General features: G+C 67.6%; 24 protein-coding genes, 1 tRNA gene and 1 pseudogene. 15 read left to right on the top strand and 11 right to left on the bottom strand.

Annotation, left to right across the window (positions count from 1 at the left end; genetic code table 11):
• The first annotated feature begins 76 nt into the window (after nt 1-76).
• The 4 genes from AC10V3_RS13980 to AC10V3_RS13965 all read left to right on the top strand — a co-directional run bounded on the left by AC10V3_RS13980 (nt 77) and on the right by AC10V3_RS13965 (nt 1,541).
• Nucleotides 77-280, top strand: coding sequence for a hypothetical protein (locus AC10V3_RS13980; protein WP_022535883.1), 204 nt, complete (start codon nt 77-79; stop codon nt 278-280).
• A gap of 126 nt (nt 281-406) precedes the next feature.
• Nucleotides 407-823, top strand: a complete 417-nt coding sequence (locus AC10V3_RS13975; protein ID WP_022535882.1) for a YXWGXW repeat-containing protein — start codon at nt 407-409, stop codon at nt 821-823.
• Nucleotides 824-935: 112 nt separating this feature from the next.
• Nucleotides 936-1,160 carry a hypothetical protein gene (locus tag AC10V3_RS13970; protein ID WP_022535881.1) on the top strand — a complete coding sequence of 75 codons (225 nt, stop codon included), beginning with the start codon at nt 936-938 and terminating at the stop codon, nt 1,158-1,160.
• Between the two features lie 93 nt (nt 1,161-1,253).
• Nucleotides 1,254-1,541, top strand: coding sequence for a hypothetical protein (locus AC10V3_RS13965; protein ID WP_041681102.1), 288 nt, complete (start codon nt 1,254-1,256; stop codon nt 1,539-1,541).
• Between the two features lie 47 nt (nt 1,542-1,588).
• Here AC10V3_RS13965 and AC10V3_RS13960 read toward each other — a convergent pair whose 3' ends face one another.
• The 4 genes from AC10V3_RS13960 to glpK form a co-directional block, all read right to left on the bottom strand.
• Nucleotides 1,589-1,969 carry a hypothetical protein gene (locus AC10V3_RS13960; protein WP_022535879.1) on the bottom strand — a complete coding sequence of 127 codons (381 nt, stop codon included), beginning with the start codon at nt 1,967-1,969 and terminating at the stop codon, nt 1,589-1,591.
• 83 nt (nt 1,970-2,052) lie between these two features.
• Nucleotides 2,053-2,430: an MliC family protein gene (locus tag AC10V3_RS13955; protein ID WP_022535878.1), complete on the bottom strand. Its 378-nt coding sequence runs from the start codon at nt 2,428-2,430 to the stop codon at nt 2,053-2,055.
• Between the two features lie 78 nt (nt 2,431-2,508).
• Nucleotides 2,509-4,113, bottom strand: coding sequence for a glycerol-3-phosphate dehydrogenase/oxidase (locus AC10V3_RS13950; RefSeq protein WP_022535877.1), 1,605 nt, complete (start codon nt 4,111-4,113; stop codon nt 2,509-2,511).
• A 63-nt stretch (nt 4,114-4,176) separates the two neighbouring features.
• A complete protein-coding gene (gene glpK, locus AC10V3_RS13945) occupies nt 4,177-5,748 on the bottom strand; it encodes a glycerol kinase GlpK (protein WP_022535876.1) in 1,572 nt (523 codons plus the stop codon).
• Between the two features lie 56 nt (nt 5,749-5,804).
• Here glpK and AC10V3_RS13940 point away from each other — a divergent pair, with 56 nt between their 5' ends.
• Both AC10V3_RS13940 and purU read left to right on the top strand, forming a co-directional pair.
• On the top strand, nt 5,805-6,698 hold the full coding sequence (locus AC10V3_RS13940; protein ID WP_490922342.1) for an NUDIX hydrolase: 894 nt from the start codon (nt 5,805-5,807) through the stop codon (nt 6,696-6,698).
• A gap of 114 nt (nt 6,699-6,812) precedes the next feature.
• A complete protein-coding gene (purU, locus tag AC10V3_RS13935; RefSeq protein WP_022535874.1) occupies nt 6,813-7,679 on the top strand; it encodes a formyltetrahydrofolate deformylase in 867 nt (288 codons plus the stop codon).
• A gap of 91 nt (nt 7,680-7,770) precedes the next feature.
• On the opposite strand, the gene AC10V3_RS13930 is transcribed toward purU, so the two are convergent.
• Nucleotides 7,771-8,541: a DeoR/GlpR family DNA-binding transcription regulator gene (locus AC10V3_RS13930; protein WP_022535873.1), complete on the bottom strand. Its 771-nt coding sequence runs from the start codon at nt 8,539-8,541 to the stop codon at nt 7,771-7,773.
• Between the two features lie 132 nt (nt 8,542-8,673).
• Here AC10V3_RS13930 and AC10V3_RS13925 point away from each other — a divergent pair.
• Nucleotides 8,674-10,299 (top strand): annotated as a pseudogene (locus tag AC10V3_RS13925) (ABC transporter substrate-binding protein); the annotation flags it as partial.
• A gap of 99 nt (nt 10,300-10,398) precedes the next feature.
• Here the strand turns inward: AC10V3_RS13925 and AC10V3_RS13920 are convergent.
• Complete coding sequence (locus AC10V3_RS13920; RefSeq protein ID WP_490922340.1) at nt 10,399-12,450, bottom strand: sensor domain-containing diguanylate cyclase; 2,052 nt, start codon at nt 12,448-12,450, stop codon at nt 10,399-10,401.
• 314 nt (nt 12,451-12,764) lie between these two features.
• Between AC10V3_RS13920 and AC10V3_RS13915 the strand changes: the two genes are divergently transcribed.
• Nucleotides 12,765-13,370 (top strand): cysteine hydrolase family protein, encoded by a 606-nt coding sequence (locus tag AC10V3_RS13915; protein ID WP_490922338.1) that lies wholly within the window; start codon nt 12,765-12,767, stop codon nt 13,368-13,370.
• A 26-nt stretch (nt 13,371-13,396) separates the two neighbouring features.
• Here AC10V3_RS13915 and AC10V3_RS13910 read toward each other — a convergent pair whose 3' ends face one another.
• The 5 genes from AC10V3_RS13910 to AC10V3_RS13890 all read right to left on the bottom strand — a co-directional run bounded on the left by AC10V3_RS13910 (nt 13,397) and on the right by AC10V3_RS13890 (nt 16,472).
• A complete protein-coding gene (locus AC10V3_RS13910; RefSeq protein WP_490922336.1) occupies nt 13,397-14,047 on the bottom strand; it encodes a hypothetical protein in 651 nt (216 codons plus the stop codon).
• 160 nt (nt 14,048-14,207) lie between these two features.
• Nucleotides 14,208-14,282 (bottom strand) — tRNA-Val (locus tag AC10V3_RS13905).
• Between the two features lie 91 nt (nt 14,283-14,373).
• Nucleotides 14,374-15,105 (bottom strand): DNA polymerase III subunit epsilon, encoded by a 732-nt coding sequence (gene dnaQ / locus AC10V3_RS13900; protein WP_041681100.1) that lies wholly within the window; start codon nt 15,103-15,105, stop codon nt 14,374-14,376.
• A 57-nt stretch (nt 15,106-15,162) separates the two neighbouring features.
• On the bottom strand, nt 15,163-15,600 hold the full coding sequence (gene rnhA / locus AC10V3_RS13895; RefSeq protein WP_022535840.1) for a ribonuclease HI: 438 nt from the start codon (nt 15,598-15,600) through the stop codon (nt 15,163-15,165).
• A 71-nt stretch (nt 15,601-15,671) separates the two neighbouring features.
• Nucleotides 15,672-16,472 carry a class I SAM-dependent methyltransferase gene (locus AC10V3_RS13890; protein ID WP_022535839.1) on the bottom strand — a complete coding sequence of 267 codons (801 nt, stop codon included), beginning with the start codon at nt 16,470-16,472 and terminating at the stop codon, nt 15,672-15,674.
• Between the two features lie 12 nt (nt 16,473-16,484).
• On the opposite strand from AC10V3_RS13890, the gene gloB reads away from it, so the two are divergent.
• From gloB to AC10V3_RS13855, 7 genes are all read left to right on the top strand, one after another.
• Entirely contained in the window at nt 16,485-17,285 is an 801-nt protein-coding gene (gloB, locus tag AC10V3_RS13885; RefSeq protein WP_022535838.1) for a hydroxyacylglutathione hydrolase, read from the top strand.
• A 140-nt stretch (nt 17,286-17,425) separates the two neighbouring features.
• On the top strand, nt 17,426-19,120 hold the full coding sequence (locus tag AC10V3_RS13880; protein ID WP_022535837.1) for a transglycosylase SLT domain-containing protein: 1,695 nt from the start codon (nt 17,426-17,428) through the stop codon (nt 19,118-19,120).
• Between the two features lie 213 nt (nt 19,121-19,333).
• Complete coding sequence (locus AC10V3_RS13875; protein ID WP_490922333.1) at nt 19,334-21,226, top strand: propionate--CoA ligase; 1,893 nt, start codon at nt 19,334-19,336, stop codon at nt 21,224-21,226.
• 139 nt (nt 21,227-21,365) lie between these two features.
• Nucleotides 21,366-23,720, top strand: coding sequence for a bifunctional salicylyl-CoA 5-hydroxylase/oxidoreductase (locus AC10V3_RS13870; RefSeq protein WP_490922332.1), 2,355 nt, complete (start codon nt 21,366-21,368; stop codon nt 23,718-23,720).
• Entirely contained in the window at nt 23,717-24,520 is an 804-nt protein-coding gene (locus tag AC10V3_RS13865; protein WP_022535834.1) for an SDR family NAD(P)-dependent oxidoreductase, read from the top strand. The genes AC10V3_RS13870 and AC10V3_RS13865 overlap by 4 nt, the downstream gene beginning before the upstream one ends.
• A 30-nt stretch (nt 24,521-24,550) precedes the next feature.
• Nucleotides 24,551-25,402 carry an enoyl-CoA hydratase family protein gene (locus AC10V3_RS13860; protein ID WP_490922331.1) on the top strand — a complete coding sequence of 284 codons (852 nt, stop codon included), beginning with the start codon at nt 24,551-24,553 and terminating at the stop codon, nt 25,400-25,402.
• Nucleotides 25,403-25,418: 16 nt separating this feature from the next.
• Nucleotides 25,419-26,588, top strand: coding sequence for an acyl-CoA dehydrogenase family protein (locus AC10V3_RS13855; protein WP_490922330.1), 1,170 nt, complete (start codon nt 25,419-25,421; stop codon nt 26,586-26,588).
• Nucleotides 26,589-26,612: the final 24 nt, after the last annotated feature.

Here is a 26,612-nt window from a genome sequence, read left to right as displayed (position 1 = left end):
TAGAGTTCCCAGCACAGCTGTGCTGCGGCATGTCTCAGGCTCGTCCCAAGCTGGTCCTCAAGCAAGGAGATGGATCATGGCAAGTGAATCCCGGCCCAACCTGAAAGCTTTCGTGCAGACCGCACCCCAGGCGGGGCGCTATGTGTGGATCATCGCGCTGGTTGACTTCGGCGCGCAGCAGATTCGCCGCGCCATCGTCTCGGATGACACCTTTACCACGGCTGACGCCGCGCGCGTCGCGGGCGAGGCCCAACTCAAGGCGATGGCTGAAGATCACTAGTCCGCCGGCGCGCGAGACACTGTTGCGCGCCGGCGTCGTTGTGATAATCGGAAACCCTTTCTTACATTGCGCGCCAAGGCGTGCGCGCTAGACTGTGCGCATGTTCCTCCACAAGAAAGGGCTTCCATGACACATCGCGTGCTCCGGCCCGCCAGGGCCATCCTGGTAGCAGCCGTGCTGGGCTCGGGCCTGACGTTCAGTGCCACGTCGATGGCCCAGGTGTCGGTCAATATTGCCATCGGCGTGCCACCGCCGGCCCCGATGTACGAGGTCGTGCCCGCGCCGCGCCCTGGCTATGTGTGGATGCCCGGCTACTGGGACTGGGACGACCACCACCACAAGCACGCCTGGAAGAAGGGCCGCTGGGATCGCGAGCGCCCCGGCTATGTCTATGAGTCGCCGCGGTGGATCCAGTCGCGCGACGGCTGGGTGCTGGTGCCTGGCCGCTGGGACCAGGGCGGGTACAAGGACCACAAGGATAAAGGCCACAAGGACAAGGGCTACCACTGCCCACCTGGCCACGCCAAGAAGGGCGAGTGCTGATCCGCCCGCCGGCCGGCGCCGCAAGGTGACGCCGGCCGGTACTGCCATGCTACGATCCCCGCCATGACTCCCGCGCCCGCACGGCGCATCGGCAGTGGCTCCGGAGGTAGCAATGGCAAAGCACGTCTTCACGCGCGCGCAGTATCTCGACATCCTCAATGACAGCCTGCGCAAGCATCCCGGCTGGCAGCCCGGCATGGCATTCGTGTTCCTGCCTCCCGGCGCGGACGCCAGCCAGGCCACGGCCGTGGGCTGCACCGGGCCGATGGACGCCATTTCCATATATGCGGAAATCCAGCGGGTGGCCGCCGAACTGATCGAGGTGTGCAACGACTAGGACCGGCCATGGCGCCGATGGCCTGGTGCTTTGGCGCCGGTGTGTGCCGGGGGTGCGTACAATACCGGCCTCGACAGACTTTCGGATGACGCCGTGAAGAAAACGGACCTGGAAAAAAACAAGGGCCTGAAGATCGCCAACAGCCTGAAGCAGGCTGGGGCGGGCCGGGGCGGTATCCCCGGTGGCGCCGCCGCGCGCCCGGACCGGCGCGAGCAGCGCCGGCTGGATCAGGAGCAGGGCCTGGTGCCCTTTGCGTGCAAGCTGGACGGCGCGCTGGCGAAGCGCCTGCAGGCGCTTGCCGCCGAGCACCCGGGCGGCATGACCGGGCTGCTCAATGAACTGCTGGGCGGCGCGCTGCCGCCGGAGCAGGGCGAGGGCTGATTACCGGGCGGCAGCCTAGGCCGCCGCCTGCCCGTGCCCCCGCGGCGTCAGTCCTCTTCTTCGTCGTCGAGGAATTCGCGACGCAGCATCCAGTTGGCGATGGCCTCGTCGCAGATGCGCTTGAACTTCTGCTTGTCCGGCATCTTGTCGAACAGGTGGAAGTTGACCAGCGCCATGCCGGCGTCGGTGATATAGAACATCCGGCTCGGGTCGTCGTCGTGGACGATGCGGCCGTCGATGGCGTCTTCCTCGCTTTCCGCCGGCATGTCTTCAAGCTCGACTACCCGGCAGGTGAAGCGCGGGCTGCGGGTGTGGGTCAGATACTCGAACTCGTCGTGCATGACCTCGCCGCCTTTGCCTGCGATAACGGCGAAGCCCCAGATAAAGCGGGGCATCGGCAGATCGGACAGATCTTCAATCTCGTCCATGGTGTTCTCCCTGATTCAATCCCCGCATTATCGCCCGGAACGCCGCTGCATCAAAAGAGGATGCAGTGCGACAGCGCCGGCCGCTAGGGTTTGGCGTGGCAGCCGCCCAGCGCGGGCGTGGCATTCTCGCCCTGCATCAGGTCGCGCAGCGTGCCTTCCTCGCCCTTGGTCCACCACTCGTAGCGCCCGCCGACATAGCGCGCGCCGGACGCCGACACGGTGGTGACCGCCAGCACCGGCTTGCCGTCAAGGCGGAATACGGCCGCCTGGTTGTCGGCGCTGTTGAAGTAGCGCACCGACAGTGTCTTGCCGCCGTCGCACTGGTAGTGCACGGTGCGCACCTCCTGGAAACGCACCCCGTCGATGCCGGGGGCGCGCGCGGCATGGGCGGTGGCACAGGCGCCAACAGTTGCCAGCAGTGCGAGGGTGCGAGCGAGGATCAGGGGCGGGCGGTTCGTCATCGGGTTGCCTTTGCGGAGGGGTTGCGTGCCGGGCAGGTCAGACGGGTGCCGGCGGCGGCAGTTCCGCCGGCAGCCCGCTCAGCCCAGCATGTAGCCGGCGGCAAGTGCGCGGAAGCTTTCGATCTCGCGCGCCTGCCAGGCTTCGTTCTCGCCGAGTTCCTCGGCCAGGATCGCGGCCACGGCCGGCGCGGCTGCCACGGCGGCGCGTGCGTCCAGGAACAGCACGCGGTTGCGGCGCGCCAGCACGTCCTCGACGCGCCGGGCCAGCTCGTGCCGGGCGGCGAAGCGCACATGGGCCTCGGTCAGCCCGGACGCGGGCGCCAGCATCCGGTCGTAGCCGGGCAGGGCGCGCAGCGTTTCCAGCTCGTTGCCGTAGTAGCGGTCCGGCGATACCGAGTCCGGCGGCGGCAGGTCCGACGGCAGGCCCGCGGCGCCGTGCAGGGGCAGTTCGGCGGTCACGCAGGGCGCGGCGCGCACCATCTGGCGCTGGATCGCGGTTTCGATCACGTCCTCGGCCATCTTGCGGTAGGTGGTCCACTTGCCGCCGGTGACGGTGATCAGACCGGCCTTGGACACCAGGATCGTATGCTCGCGCGACAGCGATGCGGTCGACGCCTCGCCGGTGGCTTTGACCAGCGGCCGCAGCCCGGCCCAGACGCTGGTGACGTCGGCGCGCGTGGGATCCTTGGCCAGGTAGCGCGATGCGGTCTCCAGGATGAAATCGACATCGTCAGCGCCGGCGTCCGGTTCCAGCGGCAGGTCGCGGCGCGGCGTGTCGGTGGTGCCGACGATGGTGTGGCCGTTCCACGGCACCACGAACAGCACGCGCCCGTCGTCGGTCTTGGGGATCAGGATGGCGCGCCCTCCGGGATTGAAGCTGCGCGGCAGCGTCAGGTGCACGCCCTGGCTGGGCGCGACCATGGTGCGCGCGTGGCCGTCTTCCATCTGGCGGATGGCGTCGACCCAGACCCCGGTGGCATTGATCACGCAGTCCGCGCGCAGCCGGAAGGTGGCGTCGCCCAGCACGTCCTGCACCGTGACGCCGCTGATCACGCCGCCTTGCTGGCTCAGTCCGGTCACGCGCATATAGTTGACCGCGGTGCCGCCGACGTCGAACAGCGTGCGCATCAGCGCCACCGCCAGCCGCGCATCGTCGAACTGGCCATCGAAGTACAGGTTGCCGCCGCGCAGCGGACGTCCGCTGACATGCTCGGCCAGGTTGGGCGCCGCGGCCAGCACCTCGCGGTGGTTCAGCCAGCGGCTGCCGGCCAGGTTGAGGTTGCCGGCCAGCATGTCGTAGACCTTCAGGCCGATGCCGTAGAAGGGCTGGTCGAACATCTGGTACGCCGGTACCACGAAACCCAGCGGCCACACCAGGTGCGGGGCGTTGCGCGCCAGCAGGCCGCGCTCGTGCAGTGCCTCGCGCACCAGGCTGATATTGCCCTGGGCCAGGTAGCGCACGCCGCCATGGACCAGCTTGGTGGCCTTGCTCGAGGTGCCTTTGGCAAAATCGGCGGCTTCGACCAGCAGCGTGCGGTAGCCGCGCGAGGCGGCGTCGACCGCGGTGCCGAGGCCGGTGGCGCCGCCGCCGATGACGATCACGTCCCAGCGCGGCTCGCGCTCCAGGGTGGCGAGCAGGGCGGCGCGCTTGGGGGGCTCGATCGGTGTGGTGATTCTTTGCATGACGCTTATCGGGGGTGTGTGCTGGTTGGCTGGCGTTGTAGCGAAAAAGGGAAAAGGCGGCCGTCAGCCGTGGCCGCCGCGCTCGGCCTCGTCCTCGCGTGCCCAGTCGCGCGAGCGGTCCACGGCGCGATGCCAGCGCGCAAGCCGGTGGCCGCGCTCGTCGGCCGACAGGTGCGGCTCGAAGCGCTGTTCCACCTGCCATTGCTGCGCGATCTGCGACGGGTCGCTCCAGTAGTCGGTGGCCAGGCCGGCCAGGTAGGCGGCGCCCAGCGCGGTGGTCTCGGTCACGCGCGGGCGTACCACCGGGGTGCCGAGCAGGTCCGCCTGCATCTGCATCAGCAGATCGCTGCGCGAGGCGCCGCCGTCCACGCGCAGCTCTGCCAGCGAGATGCCGGCGTCCTTCTGCATGGCCTCGAGCACGTCCACGCTCTGCAGCGCGATCGACTCCAGCGCCGCGCGCGCGATCTGCGGCCGGCCCGTGCCGCGCGTCATGCCGACCAGCGTGCCGCGCGCAAAGGCGTCCCAGTGCGGCGCGCCCAGGCCGGCAAAGGCGGGTACCAGCACCACGCCGCCGGTGTCGTCGCACTGGCGCGCCAGCGGCTCGACCTCGGGCGCACTGTTGATGATCTTGAGTCCGTCGCGCAGCCACTGGATGGTGGCGCCGCCCATGAACACGCCGCCTTCCAGGCAATACTGGGTCTGGCCGCCGAACTGCCAGCCGATGGTGGTCAGCAGCCGGTTGTGCGAAGTCACTGGCTGCGACCCGGTATTCATCAGCAGGAAGCAGCCGGTGCCATAGGTGTTCTTGGCCATGCCGGGCGACAGGCAGGCCTGGCCGAAGGTCGCGGCCTGCTGGTCGCCGGCGATGCCGGCAATCGGGATCTCCACGCCGAACAGGCGCGCCGAGGTCCGCGCCACCTCGCCGCTGGACGGCACCACCTCGGGCAGCAGCGCGTGCGGGATGTCGAGCAGCGCCAGCAGCGCGTCGTCCCACGCGAACGTGTGGATGTTGAACAGCATCGTGCGCGAGGCGTTGGAGGCGTCGGTGACATGGCGCGCACCGTCGGTCAGTTGCCAGATCAGCCAGGTGTCGACGGTGCCGAAGGCCAGCTCGCCGCGCTGGGCGCGCTCGCGCGCGCCCTCGATGTTGTCGAGCATCCAGCGCAGCTTGGTGCCGGAGAAGTAGGCGTCGATGATCAGGCCGGTCTTTTCGCGGAACAGCTCGCCGTGGCCGGCGGCCTGCAGCGCCTCGCACATCGGCGCGGTGCGGCGGTCCTGCCAGACCAGCGCGCGCCCGACCGGCTCGCCGGTCTTGCGGTCCCACAGCACGGTGGTCTCGCGCTGGTTGGTGATGCCGATGGCGCGCACCTGCGAGGCCGAGATGCCGGCATCGGACAGCACCGCGTGCGCCACCGCCAGCTGCGACTGCCAGATTTCGTAGGGGTCGTGCTCGACGTGGCCGGGATGTGGGTAATATTGGCGGAACTCGCGCTGCGCCAGCCGCACCACGTTGCCCTCATGGTCGAACAGGATGGCCCGCGAGCTGCTGGTGCCCTGGTCGAGCGCCAGCACGTACTGCGACTCGGCGGACTGGGGCGGGGCGGGGCGCTGCGCCTGCGCTGCTTGCTGGTTCATGCGTTCAATCCTGAAAATGACAAGGCGCGCCGGCCCAGCCGGCGCCTGGATTCGTGATGGCCAAAATGACTTCGATGCAGCCTGGGGACCTCGCCGGCGATGGTGCCGATGCCAGCCACGCCGTGCGGATCGCCGCGTCGCTGGCGGCGCGAAGCCGCTTCGATGCCGCCAGCAAGCTGCGCCTGATGGTGGCCGGACAGCAGGTCGGCTGGCTGCCGCGTGCGCATGCCGGCATCCTGCGCGGCATGGGCTGCATCCTCGGACCTGAAGACGACGCTGCTGCCGCGGAGCTGCTGCCTGGGCGCAATGATTTCGACGTGCGCAGCGCCGCGCTGGAAGCGCTGGCGCACCGACTTGCCGATGCAGGGCATGTGCGCGGCTGGCGCCATGAACTGTTCGCGGTCACCCCGGCGCTGGACGCGCCCGCGGTGGCCGTGGTGGAGCGAGCGGTGGCGCGCTTTCTCGGGCTGCTGACCTTCGCCTCGCACATGAACGGCATCGTTGATGGTGAGGTCGACGGCGGCCCCGCGCTGTGGATCTCGCGGCGCAGCCCCGCCAAGGCGGTCGACCCCGGCATGTGGGACAACCTGGTCGCCGGTGGCATGCCGCACGGCAGCGATCCGTTGGCGACTCTGGTGCGCGAGTGCGAGGAAGAATCCGGCATCCCGCCCGCGCTGGCGCAGGGCGCGCAGGCGCACGGCATGATCAAGGTCCTGCGCGACCTGCCCGAAGGCGTGCAGTGGGAACAGGTCTACGTCTATGATCTGCTGCTGCCGCCCGCCTTCACCCCGCGCAACCAGGATGGGGAGGTTAGCGAACACAGGCGCGTCGGCCTGCCCGCATTGCTTGCTATCATGTCGAGCGGCGCCATGACGGTCGATGCGACACTGGTGACGCTGGATGCCCTTCGCCGGCGCGGCTGGCTCGGCAGCGATGATCGTCGCGCCTGAGCTGGTGCCGCGGTTTTCTTCCCCGCGGACCACGCGGACCACGCTGACCACGCGGACCACGCTGACCTGAGTTTCCCGGCCCCGCGCCGCGCCCCTCCGACAGAACAACACATCATGAGCAACACCGGATTCATCCTGACCCTTTCGTGCCCTGACCAGCCGGGCATCGTCCACGCCGTTTCGGGCCTGCTGTTCCAGCACGGCTGCAATATCGTCGATTCGGACCAGTACGGTGACGAGTACGCCGGCCGTTTCTTTATGCGGGTGCACTTCATGCCCGCCGCCGGCGGCCCGGACCTGGACACACTGAAGGCCGCGTTCGCGCCGGTGGGCGACCAGTTCGGCATGCAGTGGGAGCTGAACGACGCCGCGGTCAAGCCGCGCGTGATGATCATGGTGTCCAAGATCGGCCACTGCCTGAACGACCTGCTGTTCCGCGCCAAGGTGGGCGGCCTGCCGGTCGAGATCGCGGCCATCGTGTCGAACCATCGCGACTTCTACCAGCTGGCCGCGTCGTACGACGTGCCGTTCTTCCACCTGCCGCTGATGAACGCGTCGGCCGAACAGAAGGTAGCGCAGGAAGCGCGCGTGTTCGAGGTGGTGGAAGAGCAGAAGATCGACCTGGTGGTGCTGGCGCGCTACATGCAGGTGCTGTCCGACAACCTGTGCCGCAAGCTGGCAGGGCGCGCGATCAATATCCATCACTCGTTCCTGCCCAGCTTCAAGGGCGCCAAGCCGTACTACCAGGCGCACGATCGCGGCGTGAAGCTGATCGGCGCCACCGCGCACTACGTTACCGCCGAGCTGGACGAAGGTCCGATCATCGAGCAGGAAATCGAGCGCGTCGACCACAGCATGGATCCGGAGCAACTGACAGCAGTGGGCCGCGACGTGGAATGCGTGGCGCTGGCGCGCGCGGTCAAGTGGCACGCCGAACGCCGCGTCCTGCTGAACGGCCACAAGACTGTGGTGTTCAAGTAAGTCCTTCATCCCGGCGTTCCCGCACACGGGGGAGCGCTGCGTGCGCAACGCCGCCACATCCCCGCCTGCGCGGGGATGCCGTACGTGCGGCTCACTCCCGCCCCGCCACCACACACTTCACCCCACTGTCGGCCAGGATCTGGTCGAACGGCGCCGCCAGCGGCTCGTCGGTAAAGAACCGGTCGACCTGCGACACATGCGCCAGCTCAACCATCGCCTGGCGGTTGAACTTGCTGGCGTCCGCCGCCAGCCACACTTCGCGTGAATGCTCGATGATGGTCCGCGCCACCTTGACCTCGCGGAAGTCATAGTCGCGCAACGTACCGTCGGTCTCGATCCCCGAGATGCCGATCAGCCCGATATCCACCTTGAACTGCCGGATGAATTCCAGCGTGGCTTCGCCCACGATGCCGCGGTCGCGCGAGCGCAGCACGCCGCCGGCAACGATGACCTCGCAATCGGGGTTGTCGGCCAGGATGTTGGCCACGTTCAGGTTGTTGGTGATCACGCGCAGCCCGCGATGGTGCATCAGCCCGCGCGCAATCTCTTCCACCGTGGTGCCGATGTTCAGGATCAGCGAACAGCCTTCCGGCACCGCCGCGGCCACCGCGCGCGCAATGCGCACTTTGCCTTCCGCGTTGAGCACCTGCCGCTGCCGGTAGGCGATGTTCTCGGTGGTGGAGCCTTCCACCCGCACGCCGCCGTGAAAGCGCGCTAGCATGCCGGTCTCGGCCAGCAAATTGACGTCGCGGCGCACCGTCTGGAGCGTCACGCCGAACTTGCGCGCAAGTTCGTCGATGGAGGCAAAGCCCTGGCTGCGGACTTCTTCGAGCAGGGCGGTCTGGCGGGGATTAAGGGTCATGCCGGGATTCTAGTTCAAACAGAAACGAAAACAAATGATGCGCTGCACTATTGTTTTATGTTCGTTTTGTTGCTAAAACGAGCGTAAAGCCAAGATCTGTGCGCATGCATCATGCGAAAGCGGTGATGTGGAAAGCCCTCGTCGCTGGCCAAGGACAAGCAGCAGGCGGAAATGAAGTGGTTTATCGATGCCGCCGCCAAGCTCAAGGCCAAGGGTGTCACGCAGATCAGCGTCGTCTCCGAGACCATCACCACGCACGAATACGAATCCAAGGCGCTGGCCAAGGCGTTCGAGGAGATCACCGGCATCAAGGTCAAGCACGACCTGATCCAGGAAGGCGACGTGGTCGAGAAGCTGCAGACCTCGATGCAGTCCGGCAAGTCCATCTACGACGGCTGGATCTCGGACTCGGACCTGATCGGCACGCACTACCGCTATGGCTCGATCCTGCCGCTGACCGACTACATGAACGGTGCCGGCAAGGAATGGACCAACCCGGGGCTGGACGTAAAGGACTTCATCGGCACCAAGTTCACCACCGCACCGGATGGCAAGCTGTACCAACTGCCCGACCAGCAGTTCGCCAACCTTTACTGGTTCCGCGCCGACTGGTTCGCGCGCAAGGACCTGCAGGACAAGTTCAAGGCCAAGTACGGCTATGACCTGGGGGTGCCGACCAACTGGTCCGCCTACGAAGATATTGCCAACTTCTTCACCAACGACGTGAAGGAACTCGACGGCAAGAAGGTCTACGGCCATATGGACTACGGCAAGAAGGACCCGTCGCTGGGCTGGCGCTTCACCGACGCCTGGCTGTCGATGGCCGGTACCGCCGACAAGGGCCTGCCCAACGGTATGCCGGTCGATGAATGGGGCATTCGCGTGGGCGACGACAAGTGCACGCCGGTCGGCGCCTCGGTCTCGCGCGGCGGCGCCACCAACAGCCCGGCGGCGGTCTATGCCCTGACCAAGTACATCGACTGGATGAAGAAGTACGCCCCGCCGCAGGCGATGGGCATGACCTTCTCCGAGGCCGGCCCGGTGCCGGCGCAGGGCCAGGTCGCGCAGCAGATCTTCTGGTACACCGCATTCACCGCGGACATGACCAAGAAGGGCCTGCCAGTGGTCAATGCCGACGGCTCGCCCAAGTGGCGCATGGCCCCGTCGCCATATGGCCCGTACTGGAAGCAGGGCATGCAGAACGGCTACCAGGACGTGGGCTCGTGGACCTTCTTCAAGAGTACCGACCCCAACAAGCTGGCGGCGGCCTGGTTGTACGCACAGTTCGTCACGTCCAAGACGGTGTCGCTGAAGAAGTCGCTGACCGGGCTGACCTTTATCCGCGACAGCGACATCCACCACGACTACCTGACCAAGAACGCGGCCAAGTACGGCGGCCTGGTCGAGTTCTACCGCAGCCCGGCGCGCGTCGCCTGGACGCCGACCGGCATCAACGTGCCTGACTATCCCAAGCTCGCCCAGCTGTGGTGGAAGAACGTCGCCACCGCGGTCACCGGCGAGAAGACCCCGCAGGCCGCGATGGACACGCTGGCCGAGGAAATGGACCAGGTAATGGCCCGGCTGCAGCGCGCCGGCATGAGCAACTGCGCGCCCAAGCTCAACCCGAAGGGCGATCCGGCCAAGTGGCTGTCCGCCGAACACGCGCCGTGGAAGAAGCTGGACAACGAAAAGCCGAAGGGAGAAACCATTCCCTACGACAAGCTGCTGCAGGCGTGGAAAGAAGGGCGGGTGCGATAAGCTGGCCGGAGCGGGCCTCGGGGTCTGCTCCGCGCACCTGATCGACTGCAACGGGCGCCGCTGGCGCCCGTTGACTTTCCTGCTGTCCTGCGCCTTGGCCTAAGTCGTCAGGCCGGATGGCTCGGGGGAGGGGGCCGCCTTCTCGGCCACCTTCTCGGCCGCTTGCGCTTCGGCCAGTACCTCGGCCAACGCTTCGGCCTGCGCCGCATGGCACGCCTTGCCGTGGCGCTTGGCATCGTATAGCGCCATGTCGGCGTGCATGAACAGCTCGCTGACGGTCATCGCATGCCTGGCACTGTGCAGCGCCGAGCCTACGCTGGCCGTGGCCGCGAGCGTGTGCCCGTCGACCAGGAACGGCATGCGCGCGGCCTGCACGATGGCGTTGGCCACGGCCTCCAGCGCATGCCGGTCGGCAACACCGTCGACGATCACCGCAAACTCGTCGCCGCCGATGCGCGCCACCGCATCGCCCTTGCGCACGCACGCGCGCAGCCGTTGCGCGAAGGCCATCAGCAGCCGGTCGCCGACCGGGTGGCCGTAGTTGTCATTGACGGCCTTGAAGTCGTCCAGGTCGACCAGCAGCAGCCCCAGCGGCCGCCCGCCGGCGCTCGTGCGCCCCATGCATTCGGCCAGGCGGCGGTCGAAGCCCTTGCGGTTGAGCAGGCCGGTGAGGTAGTCGGAGACGGTCTGCGCCTCCAGGTTGCGCAGCTTTTCGCGCTCGTGGGTGACGTTGCGCCCGAACATATGCAACCCGATCATCGAGTCCTGCGCATCGTTCCAGGCTGGCTGGTAGGTGACCTCCATGCATTCGTTGCCGTCGGCGCTTTCGCGTGTGAAGGTCACGACGCGGCCAGCGCAAGCCTGTTCCAGATAGGGCTGGCACGCCAGGTACTCCTGCGTGCCCCACAATTCGCGCAGCGACAGCCCGACGATCTGCTGCGCCGGCAGGCCATAGTGCTGCGCGTACGCCTGGTTGACAAAGACATAGCGCTGCTGCATGTCGATGAACGAGACGAAATTCGGTACATGGTTGGCGATCGCCTCGATGCGCTTCTCGCTCTCGGCGGCGCGATCCTTGGCCGCCTTCAGTGCGGCTTCGCGCTCGGATAGTTGCGCCACCACCTCGGCGAAGGTGGTGGCGAGTTCGCCGATCTCGTCCGGGCGGCCGGTGGGCAGGTCCGCCAGTGCGGCCGGGTTGGTGGCGATCTGGCGCACGGCCCGGTGCAGCCGCTGCAGCGGTTCGAGCAGGTGGCGCATCACCAGCCACATCAGCGCGGCGGCCACCAGCAAGGACACGGCGGCAACGATGAAGGTGCGCTCGCGTACGTCGATCAGCGGCGCATAGGCTTCGGACGCCGGCAGCACCGAGACCAGTTCCCAGCCGTTGGACGCCAGCAGGTAGCGCGCCACGATCGGCTGTCTTGGCCGCAGCACCTCCGAATACGAGGCAGGCTGCTCGGCACCGCAGGCTTCGCCGACCGCCAGCGCCGGCGTCAGCACGCGGGCGGGGTCGGGGTGCATCGCATAACGGGGCGTGGATCCCGCGGAGACCAGGCAAAAGCTGCCGGTGATGCCCGCGCGGGCGTGCGCAAGTTCGCGCAGGAAATTGTTGGCCGACAGGTTCAGCACGCCGCCGACCACGCCGCGTAGTTCTCCGCCCGGCCCATGCAACGGCACTGCGAGGACCACGCCGGGCGCGTTGGTCAGCTTGCCCTGAAGTAGGTCCGACACGGCAAATTGCTGGCCGCGCCGGATATCGCGGAAGTAGTCGCGCTCGTCCAGCCGCAGGCGCACGCCGTCTGGCACGGCAGTGCTGAACACCATCTGCCCGTCCGGGGTGGCCAGGAAGACGGCGTTGAAGGTGTCTGGTATGTCGATCACACCTTCGGCAGCGCGGCGCAGGTCGGCCGGCCTGGCGGAAAGCATCGGGGAGAGCTGGCGCGCCAAGCGCCGCAGTGCTGTGGCGCGGCCTTGCAGTTTTTCGTCGAGTTGTTCGGCCACCAGCCGGACCAGCGTGTCCTGCTGCTCCTGCAACAGCCCTTTCAGGCTGTCGTAGGCGTAGTACTGGGCGTAGAGGGCGCGCAGCACGATGATCAGCGTCACCACACCCGCAGTGGCGAACGCCATCCGGTACTTCAAAGAGTGCTGCATGATTGACTTCTTTCTTCTGCGCACTGACCCGACTTATCCGTTTCCCGTTCCTGAGGCATTCTGCTGCTGGCCCCGCCCATTTGGCGGGACTCGGTTTTGAGATTAGCAGATGTCAAGGTCGAATTCGCAACTGTTTGCAACATAAACTGCGCGCGCCCGCCAATGTGCCGGCAACTCCGCAGCATTGCGCTCAAATGGTTGCCGCAGCGCCACGGGGGCGCGTGGCTGGGATCGGGTCTTGCCATTAGCATGCAAGTCTCAGCCCCGCGCGACCCGGCGGGCCCGTCACCTGATTTCTCCAAGCCCAAACGCAGATGACAACACCAACCACCCTGCTCGACATGGCCGGCGCCAGCCGCATTCCCTCCGCCTGGAACGCCGCCGTCCTGGTCCTGATCGACCACCAGCGCGAATATGTCGACGGCAGCCTGCCGCTGGTGGGCATGCCCGCGGCCGTGGCGGCCTTTGCCGAACTGCTGGCGCTGGCGCGCAGCCACGGTACGCCGGTCATCCATGTCGCGCACCACGCCCGCCCCGGCAGCCCCGCGTTCGACCCGACCGGGCCGTACGCCGCCTTTATCGAAGGCCTGGCGCCGCAGGCGGGAGAGCATACCGTGACCAAGGGCCTGCCGAACAGTTTTGCCGGCACGACCCTGGCTGCCGAACTGGACGCCATCGGCCGCAAGGAACTGATCGTGGCCGGTTTCCAGACCCATATGTGCGTCAGCGCCACGGTGCGCTCGGCGCTCGACCACGGCTACCGCACCACCGTGGTCGCCGCCGCCTGCGCCACGCGCGACCTGCCGGACCCGCTGGGCGGCCCGCCGGTGGCCGCAGCGGATCTGCACCGCAGCACGCTGGCTGCGCTGAACGACCGCTTTGCCACGGTCGTAGCCGACGCCGGAGCCTGGCGCCGCTAGCCGGCCCGGCTGGTTTGCGGCGGCGCTCATGCCGCCGCTCCCGCCACCGGCCAAGTGCGAACGCGGAGCACGGTGTGGTCGCCGGGGCGCAGCGTCAGCTTCAGCACGGCCGCCGCACCGCGCCGCGTGATCGGCGCGATAAAACGGGCGGCATCGGCCGCGGCCATGCCGCCAGCGGCGAGCCGCGTGCCACAGCGGATCGCCAGCCGCAGGATATGCAGCGGCACAAAGCGCTCCGGCTCCTGCATGTCCGCCAGCGCCGCCAGCGTGAAATGCAGCGGCTGCCGTGCCAGCGCGATAAAGCGGCCGCGCAGCCGCGTCAGCGTCGTTGCAGGCGCCGCCAGTCCTTCGCCTTGGGCGCCGCTGCGCGTGATGCCGCGCACGCGCGGTCGCCACAGCGCGCCGGCGACGAGCAGCGATGCAGGCACGCCACCATCCTCGTCCACGCACTCATTGAGCGCCACGACATCACCCGCCAGGTCATAGGTCGACGCCACCGACGCAAAGCTGCGGTGGTAACCGATGATGCAATCCATGTCTTCGTCATAGACCGGCCGCGCGTCGCGCGGCACGCGGGCCGGGCGCATTTCGAACCAGCCGGCGCAGACCGGGCTGCGGCCGGTCCAGGGTAGGGCGGGTTCCTGCTCCGCTGGCGTGAGGGGAAAAGCGATTGGCATGTCGGGCTCCGTTGGCTGTCGGAGCCATCAAGGTAGCTAGCACGCACCGGGCGGGAAATGAGACGAACCTTGTCTGCGGGAACGCGAGTGTTTCGGCGGGGAAGAGGGAGGGCGAGGCAGAAATGAAAAAAAGCCAGCGCAAGGCTGGCTTTTCCGAATCTGGTGGGTGGTACAGGGATTGAACCTGTGACCCCTGCCGTGTGAAGGCAGTGCTCTACCGCTGAGCTAACCACCCCTGCTGCTGCGTCGTCGTTGCCGTCGTGCAGCGGAGAAATGAGATTATGCCGAGGCCCCTGTATCTTGTAAAGCCCTTTTTTGATTTTTTGTCAGGCAGCAAGGCTTCCCGGCTCGTCCGCGATGGCTTCCTGCCAGACCGTCTTGCCGCCGCTGGCCTTGTCCAGGCCCTTTAGCAGCGCGAGGTGAGCCTCTTGTTCGGCTTCGCTGGCGCGCAGCACGGGCAGCACCAGGCGTGACAGGTCGGCCGAAGCGATCGCGTTGCCGTTGGCGGCGTTGCTGTCGAGCATGTCGATCACCAGCGAATCCTGCCCGCGCGTCATGGCCAGGTAGACCTCGGCCAGCAGTTCGGCATCGAGCAGTGCGCCGTGCAGCGTGCGGTGGGCGTTGCTGATGCCCAGGCGGTCGCACAGTGCATCGAGCGAGTTGCGCTTGCCGGGGAACATCTGGCGCGCTTCGCGCAGGGTATCGATCACATTGCCGGCGTGCTGGCGGAAGGGCGGCAGGCCCAGCAGCTGGAATTCCATGTCGAGGAAGCCCAGGTCGAACTGTGCGTTGTGGATGATCAGCTCGGCATCGGCGACGAATTCGCGGATCTCGTGGACGACGTCGGCAAAGCGGGGCTTGTCGGCCAGGAACTCGAGCGTGATGCCGTGCACGGCGATCGCGCCTTCGTCGATGTCGCGTTCCGGGTTGACGTAGAAGTGCAGGTGGCGCCCCGTCAAGCGGCGGTTGAGCAGCTCGACGCAGCCGATTTCGATCAGGCGGTCGCCGGTGGCGGCATTCAGGCCGGTGGTTTCGGTATCGAGAACGATTTGTCGCATGGCGGGCATTCTAGCGGAGCGGCGCGTGCGCCCCGCGGTTGTTGTTGTGGCGAGGCGTCAGCGTCCGATCGATTCGACGCCGCGGTTGGCCAGCGCATCGGCGCGCTCGTTGCCGGGGTGGCCGTTGTGGCCGCGCACCCAGTGCCAGGAAATCTGGTGTTGCTGCGCCAGCGCGTCCATTTCCTGCCACAGGTCGGCGTTCTTGACGGGCTTCTTGTCGGCGGTCTTCCAGCCGCGCGCCTTCCAGCCGGGCAGCCATTCGCTGATGCCTTTCTGGACATATTGCGAGTCGGTGTAGACCCGCACCGTGCAGGGCCGCTTGAGCGCGCGCAGCGCTTCGATCACCGCGGTCATTTCCATGCGGTTATTGGTAGTGTTGGGCTCGCCGCCGAACAGTTCTTTCTCGCTGGTGCCGGCGACGAGCACCGCGCCCCAGCCGCCGCGGCCGGGATTGCCCTTGCAGGCGCCGTCGGAGTAGATCGTGACTTCTTCCATGTGTTTCCGTAGTGGCCGCCCGCGTGGCGGGCGGCGCATTGAAGGCGAATGAGGCGAAAAGGCGCGCGGCGTCAGCGCGCTTTGCCGGGCGTCTTGCCGTGCGTTCCGGTGGGCGTGGCCACGGGCGACGCCACCGGCGACAGCGCCGGCTTGCTCTTCCAGGCCGGGCCGACCAGGCGCACATTGCGCACGCGCTTGATGGCCGAGATCATATAGACCGCGCCGAAAATCGGCCACCAGCGGTCGCCGGCCTTTTCCATGAAGGCGGCGCGCTGCAGCCAGCGGTCGGTGCGGTAGGGCGGGCAGTAGCAGCCGAAGCGGCCGCGGATGATATCGAGGCCGAGCAGCTTGAGCCAGTCCTTGATGCGCACGAAGCCGATTTGCTGTGCGTCCGTGGGCAGGAAGGGCGTGGCGCCGAGCCGGTTCATGCCCTGGCGCGCGCCCCACAGGCTCATCGGGTTGAAGCAGGTGATCACCACGCGCCCCTCGGGCATCAGCACGCGCGAGACCTCGCGCAGCACCTCGTGCGGGTCTTCTGTGAACTCGAGGATATGGGGCAGGGTGACCAGGTCGATGCTTTGCTCGTCGAATGGCAGCTCGTCGAAGCGGCACAGCAGCTGGCGCGCGTCCGGATGTGCCGCGCGCGGCCCGTGCGGGCCGCTGGACGGGTCCAGCGCCAGCGCCGAGAACGGCATCCGGTTCTCGCGCAGGGTGTCGATGTAAGGCAGGCCTAACTGCACTGCGTGGTAGCCGAAGACGTCGGCCACGGTCCGGTCATACTGCTGGGCTTCCCAGCGCAGCATGTACTCACCGGGAGGCGAGGCCAGCCAGTCTTCCCAGCTTACAATCGGGCGAGTGGGACGATTGGACATAGGAGCACGCGCATGTTGAAGGTTGAGCCGATCCCGGCATTCCAGGATAACTATATCTGGGCCATCCACGACGGGCGTTGCGCCGCCGTGGTCGATCCCGGCGAGGCTGCGCCGGTGGAGCGTTTCCTGGCGCAAAAGGGGCTGGCTCTGGGCGCTATTGTAATCACCCATCACCACGGCGATCACCAGGGCGGCGTGGCGGAGTTGCTGGCGGCACACCCGCGTACCCCGTCAAGCGAGGCGATGCCGGTGCTGGGGCCGGTCCGCGAGCGCATCGGCGGGCGCACCCAGGCCTTGCGCGAAGGCGATGTGGTGACACTGGCCGAGCCGGCGCTGACGCTGCGCGTGCTGGACGTGCCCGGGCACACCGCCGGCCACATCGCCTATGTGGGCGAGCTGGGCGAGGCCGGTCCCGCGGTATTCTGCGGCGATACCTTGTTCGCGAGCGGCTGCGGGCGGCTGTTCGAAGGCACGCCGGCGCAGATGCTGGCGTCGCTCGACAAGCTGTCGGCCCTGCCGTCCGATACCCGCGTCTATTGCGCGCATGAGTACACGCGCAGCAACGTACGCTTTGCGCGAGCAGTCGAGCCCGGCAATGCCGCACTGGCGGCGTGGGAGGACCGGGTCGCCGCGCTGCGCGAGGCAGGTGAGCCGACGCTGCCGACCACCATCGGCCACGAGCGCGCGGTCAATCCTTTCTTGCGTTCGCGCGAGCCAGCGGTGCGTGACGCGGTGGTGGCGCAGGGCGGAAGTACCGATAGCGACGCCGCTGCCTTCGGCGCACTGCGCGGCTGGAAGGATAATTTCCGCTGACTGAATATAATGCAGTCCCGGCCGTCGCCCCTTGTCTGGCAAGGAATGGCGCGGCCTTGCTATGTAGAAAATCTGATTGACGCGATAGGCCGTTTTTTTTAGCATCACGCAACCTTTTAGCGTCACGATTCGAGAACTTAATGAAAATTGGTCGATTACTGGCGGTAGTGGCCTGCGCGGCGCTGCTTGCAGCCTGCGCCAGCACCCCCACGCCGCCTGACGCCGATGCCAACGGCGCCCCGACCGCCCAGACTGCCAAGCGCCAGGATCCGCTCAATACCCTCAGCGACAAGTCGGCGCTTTCTTCTACCACTTCCACCATCAATGTCGACCAGGGCGGCCTGAACTGGCTGCGCGGGCCGTCCACCGATATCTGGGACCGTATCCGGCGCGGCTTCGCCATGGAGGATCTGGAGGGCACGCTGGTCGACGACCGCACCCAGTGGTATGCGCAGCGGCCGGAATACATGGAGCGGATGGTCGGGCGTTCAAGCCGGTACCTGTATCACATCGTCGAGGAGCTGGAACGGCGCAAGATGCCGACCGAGCTGGCCCTGCTGCCCTTTGTCGAGAGCGCGTTCAACCCGCAGGCGCAATCCACTGCCAAGGCAGCCGGCATGTGGCAGTTCATCCCGAGCACGGGCAAGTCGTACAACCTCAAGCAGAACATGTTCCGCGACGAGCGCCGCGACGTGCTGGCCTCGACCGACGCCGCACTGGACTACCTGGCGCGGCTCTATGACATGTTCGGCGACTGGCACCTGGCGCTGGCGGCGTACAACTGGGGCGAGGGTGCGGTGTCGCGCGCGATCGCGCGCAACCAGGCGCGCGGGCTGCCGACCGATTACGCCAGCCTGACCATGCCCAACGAGACGCGTTACTACGTGCCGAAGCTACAGGCGGTCAAGAACATCATCGCCAACCCGGCGGCGTACGGGGTCAAGCTGCCCGAGATCCCGGACCACCCGTACTTCGTCACGGTGACCACCTCGCGCGATATCGACGTCAACCTGGCGGCCAAGCTGGCAGACATGTCGGTGGAAGAGTTCAAGGCGCTCAACCCGTCGTTCAACCGGCCGGTGATCCTGGGCGCGTCCAATCCGCAGATCCTGCTGCCGTTCGACAATGCCGAGCGCTTCCAGTACAACCTGAACACCTACCGCGGCGGGCTCTCGAGCTGGACCGCGGTGACGGTGGATGGCCGCGAGCGCGTCGAAGCCCTGGCGGCGCGGCTGAACGTCGACGCCGATACGCTGCGCGAGATCAACAGCATCCCCAAGGGCATGCGGCTGAAGGCAGGTTCGACCGTGATGATCCCGCGCTCGGGGCGCCACGACCAGGACATCAGCGCGAGCCTGGCCGACAGCGCGATGCTGGCAATGGAGCCTGACCTGCCCGACGCGCGCCGCGTGGTGGTACGCGCCGGGCGGCGCGATACGGTGGCCTCGGTGGCGCGCCGCTATGGCGTGTCGGCGCGGCAGGTGCAGTCGTGGAACAAGCTGTCCGGCACCAAGCTGGTGGCCGGACAGAGCCTGGTGCTGATGGTGCCGGTGCGTGGCGCCGGCGCGGTGCGGGCGGCGCGGGCCGAGCAGGCCGACCGGGCCGACCGTGAAGAGCGCTCCGAACGCGCGGAACGGAGCGTAAAGGCCGGCAAGGGCGGTGTGGTCCGGGTCTCGGCCAAGGGCAAGGCCGAGCCGCGCAAGCGCGTGGTGGTCGAGGCCTCGCCGCGGCGCACCACCAAGGCGGCGCCGGCGCGCGTGGCGCGCGAGTCCAAGTCCGGCCCGGCGGTGAAGGCGTCGGCCAAGCCCGGCAGCAAGGGTGCCAAGGCGCGCTGACGCAAGCCAGGGCGCCGGCGCGAGCCGGCGGGGTGTAGAGCAAGAGGGCGATGCCGGCGGCACGCCCTCTTTTTTTGTGCCCGGGTCTGTGCCGGGTTTGTGCCTGCAACGGACCTTGGCGTGGCACCCCTCCCAAAGTCCATCCCCGCGCGGCCGCGCCGGTGGCAAACTACCGCCATCATCACAACAACCGCTGACGCGGAGGAGACAGCCATGACGGCAAGCCATGCCGTGCATGCCCGTTCGCTGGCCGACCCCGAGGGGTTCTGGGCCGAACAGGCGGCGCGCATCGACTGGGAAACCCCGTTCGACAAGGTTCTCGACAACAGCCGCGCGCCCTTTACGCGCTGGTTCGTGGGCGGGCGCACCAACCTGTGCCACAACGCGGTCGACCGCCACCTGGCGGCCCGCGCCAGCCAGCCCGCGCTGCACTGGATCTCCACCGAGACCGACCAGTCCCGCAGCTTCACGTACGCCGAGCTGCACGACGAGGTCAACCGCATGGCCGCGATCCTGCAGGCGCTGGGCGTGCAGAAGGGCGACCGCGTGCTGATCTATATGCCGATGATCCCGCAGGCCGCGTTCGCGATGCTGGCGTGCGCGCGCATCGGCGCGATCCATTCGGTGGTATTTGGCGGCTTCGCCTCGGTCAGCCTGGCGGCGCGCATCGACGATGCACAGCCGCGCGTGGTGATCAGCGCCGACGCCGGCTCGCGCGGCGGCAAGGTGGTGCCGTACAAGCCGCTGCTGGACGAGGCCATCCGGCTCTCCTCGTACCAGCCGGAGAAGGTGCTGCTGGTGGACCGCCAGTTGGCCGGGATGCCCCGCACCGAAGGTCGCGACGAAGACTACGCCGCCTGGCGCGATCGCGTCGCCGGCGAGCAGGTGCCGTGCGTGTGGCTGGAATCGAGCGAGCCGTCCTACGTGCTCTACACCTCCGGCACCACCGGCAAGCCCAAGGGCGTGCAGCGGGATACCGGTGGCTACGCGGTGGCGCTGGCCACGTCGATGGAATACATCTTCTGCGGCAAGCCCGGCGACACCATGTTCACCGCTTCGGACATCGGCTGGGTGGTGGGGCACAGCTATATCGTCTACGGCCCGCTGCTGGCCGGCATGACCACGCTGATGTATGAAGGCACGCCGATCCGCCCTGACGGCGGCATCCTGTGGCGGCTGGTTGAGCAGTACAAGGTCAACCTGATGTTCAGCGCGCCGACTGCGATCCGCGTGCTGAAGAAGCAGGACCCGGCCTGGCTCACGCGCTATGACTTGTCCAGCCTGCGCCTGCTGTTCCTGGCCGGCGAGCCGCTGGACGAGCCCACCGCCCGCTGGATCCAGGACGGCCTGGGCAAGCCGGTGGTCGACAACTACTGGCAGACGGAGTCCGGCTGGCCGATCCTCGCGATCCAGCGCGGCATCGAGCCGCTGCCGCCAAAGCTGGGCTCGCCCGGCGTGCCGGCCTATGGCTACGACCTGAAGATCGTCGACGAGAACACCGGCGAGGAATGCCCGTCCAACCAGAAGGGCGTGGTCGCCATCGATGGCCCGCTGCCGCCCGGATGCATGAGCACGGTGTGGGGCGATGACGACCGCTTCGTGCGCACCTACTGGCAGGCGGTGCCGAACCGCCTGTGCTATTCCACCTTCGACTGGGGCGTGCGCGACGAGGACGGCTACGTCTTTATCCTGGGCCGCACCGACGATGTGATCAACGTGGCCGGACACCGGCTGGGCACGCGCGAGATCGAGGAGAGCCTGTCTTCGAACGCAGCCGTGGCCGAGGTGGCAGTGGTGGGCGTGCAGGACGCGCTCAAGGGCCAGGTGGCGATGGCGTTCTGCATCGCCCGCGATCCCGCGCGCACGGCAACGACGGCGGACCGGCTGGCGCTGGAAGGCGACCTGATGAAGACGGTGGAGCAACAGCTCGGCGCCGTGGCGCGGCCAGCGCGCGTATTCTTTGTCAACGCGCTGCCCAAGACGCGCTCCGGCAAGTTGCTGCGGCGCGCCATGCAGGCGGTAGCGGAAGGGCGCGACCCCGGCGACCTGACCACGATCGAGGATCCGGGGGCGCTGGAACAGATCCAGTCAGCGCTGAAGGTCTGAGGCGCCCGGCGGGTGCGGGGTGTCTTGCCGGGCACTCCGCATCGCGTACTTGCCATGTGTCGTGATGCAGTCTAATATTTGAAGCATAAAATATTTAGACGTGATCTACATGGCGGCGCGGCCGGCAGGAGACGAAACGATGCGAGTGCTTTGTATTGGCGGCGGCCCGGCCGGACTGTACTTCGGCCTGCTGATGAAACTGCAGGACCCGGCCAACGAGGTCATCGTGGTCGAGCGCAACCGGCCGTACGATACCTTCGGCTGGGGTGTGGTGTTCTCCGACGCCACCATGGACAACCTGAAGGAAGCCGATCCGGTCAGCGCCGCCGAGATCAATGCCGCCTTCAATCACTGGGACGATATCGACATCCATATCGCCGGGCGCACCATCCGCTCCGGCGGCCATGGCTTTATCGGCATCGGCCGCAAGCGCCTGCTCAATATCCTGCAGGCCCGCTGCGAAGCGCTGGACGTAAAGCTGGTGTTCGAGACCGACGTCAGCGACGACCAGGCGCTGGCGATGCAATACCAGGCCGACCTGGTGATCGCCTCCGACGGCCTGAACAGCCGCATCCGCACCCGCTACGCGCAGACCTTCCAGCCCGACATCGACACACGCCAGTGCCGCTTTGTCTGGCTCGGCACGCACAAGCTGTTCGACGCCTTTACCTTTGCCTTTGAGAAGACCGAGCACGGCTGGTTCCAGGCGCATGCCTACCGTTTCGACGACAACACTTCGACCTTTATCGTCGAGGCGCCGGAACCCGTCTGGCGTGCGGCCGGCATCGAGGAGATGAGCCAGGAAGAGGGCGTGGCCTATTGCGAGAAGCTGTTCGCACGCTATCTCGACGGTAACAAGCTAATCACCAATGCGGCGCACCTGCGCGGCTCGGCGATCTGGATCCGCTTCCCGCGCGTGATCTGCCGGCAGTGGGTGCACTGGAACACCTTGCCCGACGGCCGCCGCGTGCCGGTGGTGCTGATGGGCGATGCCGCGCATACCGCGCATTTCTCGATCGGCTCCGGTACCAAGCTGGCGCTGGAAGATGCAATCGACCTGGCGGAAGAAATCCGCAGCAGTGGCCACGACGGCCTGCCGGATGCGCTAGCGCGCTACGAAGCGACCCGCGGCGTGGAAGTGCTGAAGATCCAGAACGCCGCACGTAACTCGACCGAGTGGTTCGAGAACGTCGAGCGCTACGCGGGCAGCCTGCCGCCAGAGCAGTTCGCCTATTCGCTGCTGACCCGCTCGCAACGTATCTCGCACGAGAACCTGCGCGTGCGCGATGCTGGCTACGTGGCGCAGTTCGAGCACTGGCTTGCCCAGCAGGCCGGCGTGCCGCAGGAAAGCCTGAAGCTGCGCGAGCCCCAGCCGTTGCCGCCGATGTTCACGCCGTTCCGCCTGCGCGGCGTGACGCTGAAGAACCGCGTGGTGGTGTCGCCGATGGCGATGTACTCGTGTACCGACGGTGTGCCGGGTGATTTCCACCTGGTCCACCTGGGCTCGCGCGCGCTGGGCGGCGCCGGTATGGTGGTGGCGGAGATGACCTGCGTGTCGCCCGACGCGCGCATCACGCCGGGCTGCCCGGGTTTGTGGAACGATGAACAGCGCGACGCCTGGCGGCGCATCGTCGACTTCGTGCATGCCAACAGCGATGCGCGTATCGCCATGCAGATCGGCCACTCGGGCCGCAAGGGCTCGACGCAGCTCGGTTGGGAGGCGATGGACCATCCGCTGCCGGAGGGCAACTGGCCGGTAATCTCGGCATCGCCGCTGCCCTACCTGCCGGGCGAATCGCAGACGCCGCGCGAGATGGCGCGTGCCGACATGGATCGCGTGCGCGACGACTTCGTGGCCAGCGCACGGCGCGCCGCCGAAGCCGGCTTCGACTGGCTCGAGTTGCACTGTGCGCACGGCTACCTGCTGTCGAGCTTTATCTCGCCGCTGACCAATACCCGTGAAGACGAATACGGCGGCTCGCTGGCGGCGCGGTTGCGCTATCCGCTGGAAGTGTTCAAGGCGGTGCGTGCGGTGTGGCCTGAAGACAAGCCCATGTCGGTGCGCATCTCCGCGCACGACTGGGTCGAAGGCGGCATCACGCCCGACGATGCGGTGGAAATCGCGCGCGCCTTCAAGGCCGCCGGCGCCGACATGATCGACTGCTCGTCCGGACAGGTCAGCCCCGACCAGGCCCCGACCTACGGCCGCATGTACCAGACCCCGTTCGCCGACCGCATCCGCAACGAGGCCGGCATCGCCACCATCGCGGTGGGCGCGATCTTCGAGGCCGACCATGTCGACTCGATCGTCGCCGCCGGCCGAGCCGACCTGTGCGCGATCGCGCGCCCGCACCTGGCCAACCCGGCCTGGACGCTGCAGGAAGCGGCGCGGATCGGATACCGCGATATCGCCTGGCCCAAGCAATACCAGGCCGGCAAGCGCCAGCTGGAAACCAATCTCGAACGCGCGGCTGCGCAGGAGAAGCAGGGATGACAGGCAGCACAGCTTCACTGGCCGGGCGCCACGCGCTGGTCACCGGCGGCGGCCGCGGCATCGGCGCCGCGATCGCGCGGCGGCTGCTGGCCGATGGTGCCGGCGTCACGCTGCTGGGCCGCGATGCCGGCACGTTGCAGGCGACGGTGCAAACGCTGCGCGAGCATGCCCCCGCAGGCGCCGCCGTGTTCTTCGTCACCGCCGATATCGCCGATGCCGACAGCGTGGCACGTGCCTTCGCCGCGGCCGCGGAACAGGCGGGCCCGGTGTCGATGCTGGTCAACAACGCCGGCCAGGCGCACAGCGCCCCGTTCCTGAAGACCGACGCCGCGCTGTGGCAGCGCATGCTCGACGTCAACCTGACCGGCACCTTCCTGTGCACGCAGGCGGCGCTGCCGGCGATGCTCGACGCCGGCTGGGGCCGCATCGTCAACGTGGCGAGCACGGCGGGGCTGATCGGCTATGGCTACGTCAGCGCGTACTGCGCGGCCAAGCATGGCGTGATCGGCCTGACCCGCGCGCTGGCGCTGGAGACGGCGGCCAAGGGCGTCACCGTCAATGCGGTCTGCCCCGGCTATACCGAAACCGACATCGTGCGCGATGCGGTGGCCAATATCGTCGGCAAGACTGGCCGCACTGAAGAACAGGCGCGCGCCGAACTGGCCGCGCGCAATCCGCAGCGCCGCCTGGTGCAGCCCGAGGAAGTGGCCGACGCCGTGGCCTGGTTGTGCCAGCCGTCCGCCGCAGCGATCACCGGGCAGGCGATCCCGGTGGCCGGCGGCGAGGTGATGGCCGGCTGACAACGACAGAACAAAGACCTGAGAGAGAACATGACAGAGATCGCACTCGACATGCGCCACCACAAGCGCAGCTTTGCCGGCTACCAGCCTGAACACTTCCTGTGGTCGGTGTCCGACGATGGCAAGGTCGGCACCATTACGCTGAACCGGCCGGAGCGCAAAAATCCGCTGACCTTCGACTCCTATGCCGAGCTGCGCGACCTGTTCCGCGCGCTGTGCTACGCCAGCGACATCAAGACGGTCGTTGTGACCGGCGCTGGTGGCAATTTCTGCTCGGGCGGCGACGTGCACGAGATCATCGGACCGCTGACGCAAATGACCATGCCGGAGCTGCTCGACTTCACGCGCATGACCGGCGACCTGGTCAAGGCGATGCGCGCCTGCCCGCAGCCGGTGATCAGCGCGGTCGACGGCATCTGTGCCGGAGCGGGCGCGATGATGGCGCTGGCGTCGGACATGCGCCTGGGCACGGCGCAGGCCAAGACCGCCTTCCTGTTCGTGCGCGTCGGCCTGGCCGGTGCCGACATGGGCGCGTGCTCGCTGCTGCCGCGCGTGATCGGGCAGGGGCGGGCCAGCGAGCTGCTCTACACCGGCCGCTCGATGAGCGCGGAGGAGGGCCTCCAGTGGGGCTTCTTCAACGCACTGCATCCGTCCGAGGCGGTGCTGGCACAGGCGCAGGCATTGGCCGCGCAACTTGCCGTCGGCCCGACCTTCGCCCACGGCGTGACCAAGAAGCTGCTCCACCAGGAATGGAATATGGGGCTGGACGAGGCCATCGAGGCCGAGGCCGAAGCCCAGGCCATCTGCATGCAGACGCGCGACTTCCGCCGCGCCTACGAGGCCTTCGTCGCCAAGTCGAAGCCTGTGTTTGAAGGCGACTGAGCCCCGGGGAACTGCGATGTCAGACAAGACCTATCTCGACCTGCCGCTGTTCGACGACGCCCACCGCACGCTGGAGCGTGAGCTCGACGCCTGGTGCGCGCAGCATCTGCATGTCGACCACAGCGATACCGACGCCGCCTGCCGCGCACTGGTCCGCCAGCTCGGCGAAGCCGGCTGGTTGCGCTACTGCGTGCCGGCCGCGCACGGCGGCGCGCTGCCCGCGCTGGATTCGCGCTCGCTGTGCCTGCTGCGCGAAACGCTGGCGCGCCACGATGGCCTGGCCGACTTTGCCTTTGCGATGCAGGGGCTGGGCTCGGGCGCGATCTCGCTGGCCGGCAGCGATGCGGTCCGTGCGCGCTACCTGCCGCGCGTGGCGCGCGGCGAAGCGATCGCTGCCTTTGCGCTATCCGAGCCGGATGCCGGTTCCGATGTTGCCGCGATGCAATGCGCCGCGCGGCTGTCGGAAGACGGCAGCCACTATGTGATCGACGGCGCCAAGACCTGGATCTCCAACGGCGGCATCGCGGATTTCTACTGCGTGTTCGTGCGCACCGGCGAGGCGCCGGGCGCGCGCGGCATCTCCGCCTTCGTGGTCGATGCCGATACGCCGGGCCTGACCATCGCCGAGCGCATCGACGTGATCGCGCCGCACCCGCTCGCCACGTTGCGCTTCGACAACTGCCGCGTGCCGCTCGGCAACCTGCTGGGCGAAGCGGGACAGGGCTTCAAGGTGGCGATGATGACGCTCGATATCTTCCGCGCCTCGGTCGCGGCGGCAGCGCTGGGCTTCGGCCGCGCCGCGCTGGACGATGCGCTGGCGCGTGCCTGCGAGCGCCCGATGTTCGGCGGCGTGCTGGCCGACCTGCAGCTGACGCAGGCCGCCATCGGCGATATGGCCACGGCGATTGACTCGGCGGCGCTGCTGACATACCGCGCCGCATGGCTGCGCGACGTGAAGGGCCAGCGCACCACGCGCGAAGCCGCGATGGCCAAGATGGTGGCCACCGAGAACGCACAGCAGGTGATCGACCGCGCGGTGCAGATGTTCGGCGGGCTCGGCGTCAAGGTCGGCACGCGGGTGGAAAGCCTGTACCGCGAGATCCGCTCGCTGCGCATCTATGAAGGCGCCACCGAAGTACAGAAACTGATCATTGCGCGCGAGACGCTCGCCGGCCGCAAGGCCTGAGCCGGCAGCGCCGGCCACCCAGCG

This window comes from Cupriavidus sp. PB-02 (genome assembly GCF_058252315.1).
The sequence above is the reverse complement of the archived record's forward strand: the minus strand, read 5'-3'. Positions and strand labels throughout refer to the sequence as shown.

Excerpts from the sequence above, each read along its gene's own strand:
- AC10V3_RS13980 (WP_022535883.1), top strand. The coding sequence starts at position 77 with ATGGCAAGTGAATCCCGGCCCAACCTGAAAGCTTTCGTGCAGACCGCA.
- AC10V3_RS13975 (WP_022535882.1), top strand. The coding sequence starts at position 407 with ATGACACATCGCGTGCTCCGGCCCGCCAGGGCCATCCTGGTAGCAGCC.
- AC10V3_RS13970 (WP_022535881.1), top strand. The coding sequence starts at position 936 with ATGGCAAAGCACGTCTTCACGCGCGCGCAGTATCTCGACATCCTCAAT.
- AC10V3_RS13960 (WP_022535879.1), bottom strand. The coding sequence starts at position 1,969 with ATGGACGAGATTGAAGATCTGTCCGATCTGCCGATGCCCCGCTTTATC.
- AC10V3_RS13955 (WP_022535878.1), bottom strand. The coding sequence starts at position 2,430 with ATGACGAACCGCCCGCCCCTGATCCTCGCTCGCACCCTCGCACTGCTG.
- AC10V3_RS13950 (WP_022535877.1), bottom strand. The coding sequence starts at position 4,113 with ATGCAAAGAATCACCACACCGATCGAGCCCCCCAAGCGCGCCGCCCTG.
- glpK (WP_022535876.1), bottom strand. The coding sequence starts at position 5,748 with ATGAACCAGCAAGCAGCGCAGGCGCAGCGCCCCGCCCCGCCCCAGTCC.
- AC10V3_RS13940 (WP_490922342.1), top strand. The coding sequence starts at position 5,805 with ATGGCCAAAATGACTTCGATGCAGCCTGGGGACCTCGCCGGCGATGGT.
- purU (WP_022535874.1), top strand. The coding sequence starts at position 6,813 with ATGAGCAACACCGGATTCATCCTGACCCTTTCGTGCCCTGACCAGCCG.
- AC10V3_RS13930 (WP_022535873.1), bottom strand. The coding sequence starts at position 8,541 with ATGACCCTTAATCCCCGCCAGACCGCCCTGCTCGAAGAAGTCCGCAGC.
- AC10V3_RS13920 (WP_490922340.1), bottom strand. The coding sequence starts at position 12,450 with ATGCAGCACTCTTTGAAGTACCGGATGGCGTTCGCCACTGCGGGTGTG.
- AC10V3_RS13915 (WP_490922338.1), top strand. The coding sequence starts at position 12,765 with ATGACAACACCAACCACCCTGCTCGACATGGCCGGCGCCAGCCGCATT.
- AC10V3_RS13910 (WP_490922336.1), bottom strand. The coding sequence starts at position 14,047 with ATGCCAATCGCTTTTCCCCTCACGCCAGCGGAGCAGGAACCCGCCCTA.
- dnaQ (WP_041681100.1), bottom strand. The coding sequence starts at position 15,105 with ATGCGACAAATCGTTCTCGATACCGAAACCACCGGCCTGAATGCCGCC.
- rnhA (WP_022535840.1), bottom strand. The coding sequence starts at position 15,600 with ATGGAAGAAGTCACGATCTACTCCGACGGCGCCTGCAAGGGCAATCCC.
- AC10V3_RS13890 (WP_022535839.1), bottom strand. The coding sequence starts at position 16,472 with ATGTCCAATCGTCCCACTCGCCCGATTGTAAGCTGGGAAGACTGGCTG.
- gloB (WP_022535838.1), top strand. The coding sequence starts at position 16,485 with ATGTTGAAGGTTGAGCCGATCCCGGCATTCCAGGATAACTATATCTGG.
- AC10V3_RS13880 (WP_022535837.1), top strand. The coding sequence starts at position 17,426 with ATGAAAATTGGTCGATTACTGGCGGTAGTGGCCTGCGCGGCGCTGCTT.
- AC10V3_RS13875 (WP_490922333.1), top strand. The coding sequence starts at position 19,334 with ATGACGGCAAGCCATGCCGTGCATGCCCGTTCGCTGGCCGACCCCGAG.
- AC10V3_RS13870 (WP_490922332.1), top strand. The coding sequence starts at position 21,366 with ATGCGAGTGCTTTGTATTGGCGGCGGCCCGGCCGGACTGTACTTCGGC.
- AC10V3_RS13865 (WP_022535834.1), top strand. The coding sequence starts at position 23,717 with ATGACAGGCAGCACAGCTTCACTGGCCGGGCGCCACGCGCTGGTCACC.
- AC10V3_RS13860 (WP_490922331.1), top strand. The coding sequence starts at position 24,551 with ATGACAGAGATCGCACTCGACATGCGCCACCACAAGCGCAGCTTTGCC.
- AC10V3_RS13855 (WP_490922330.1), top strand. The coding sequence starts at position 25,419 with ATGTCAGACAAGACCTATCTCGACCTGCCGCTGTTCGACGACGCCCAC.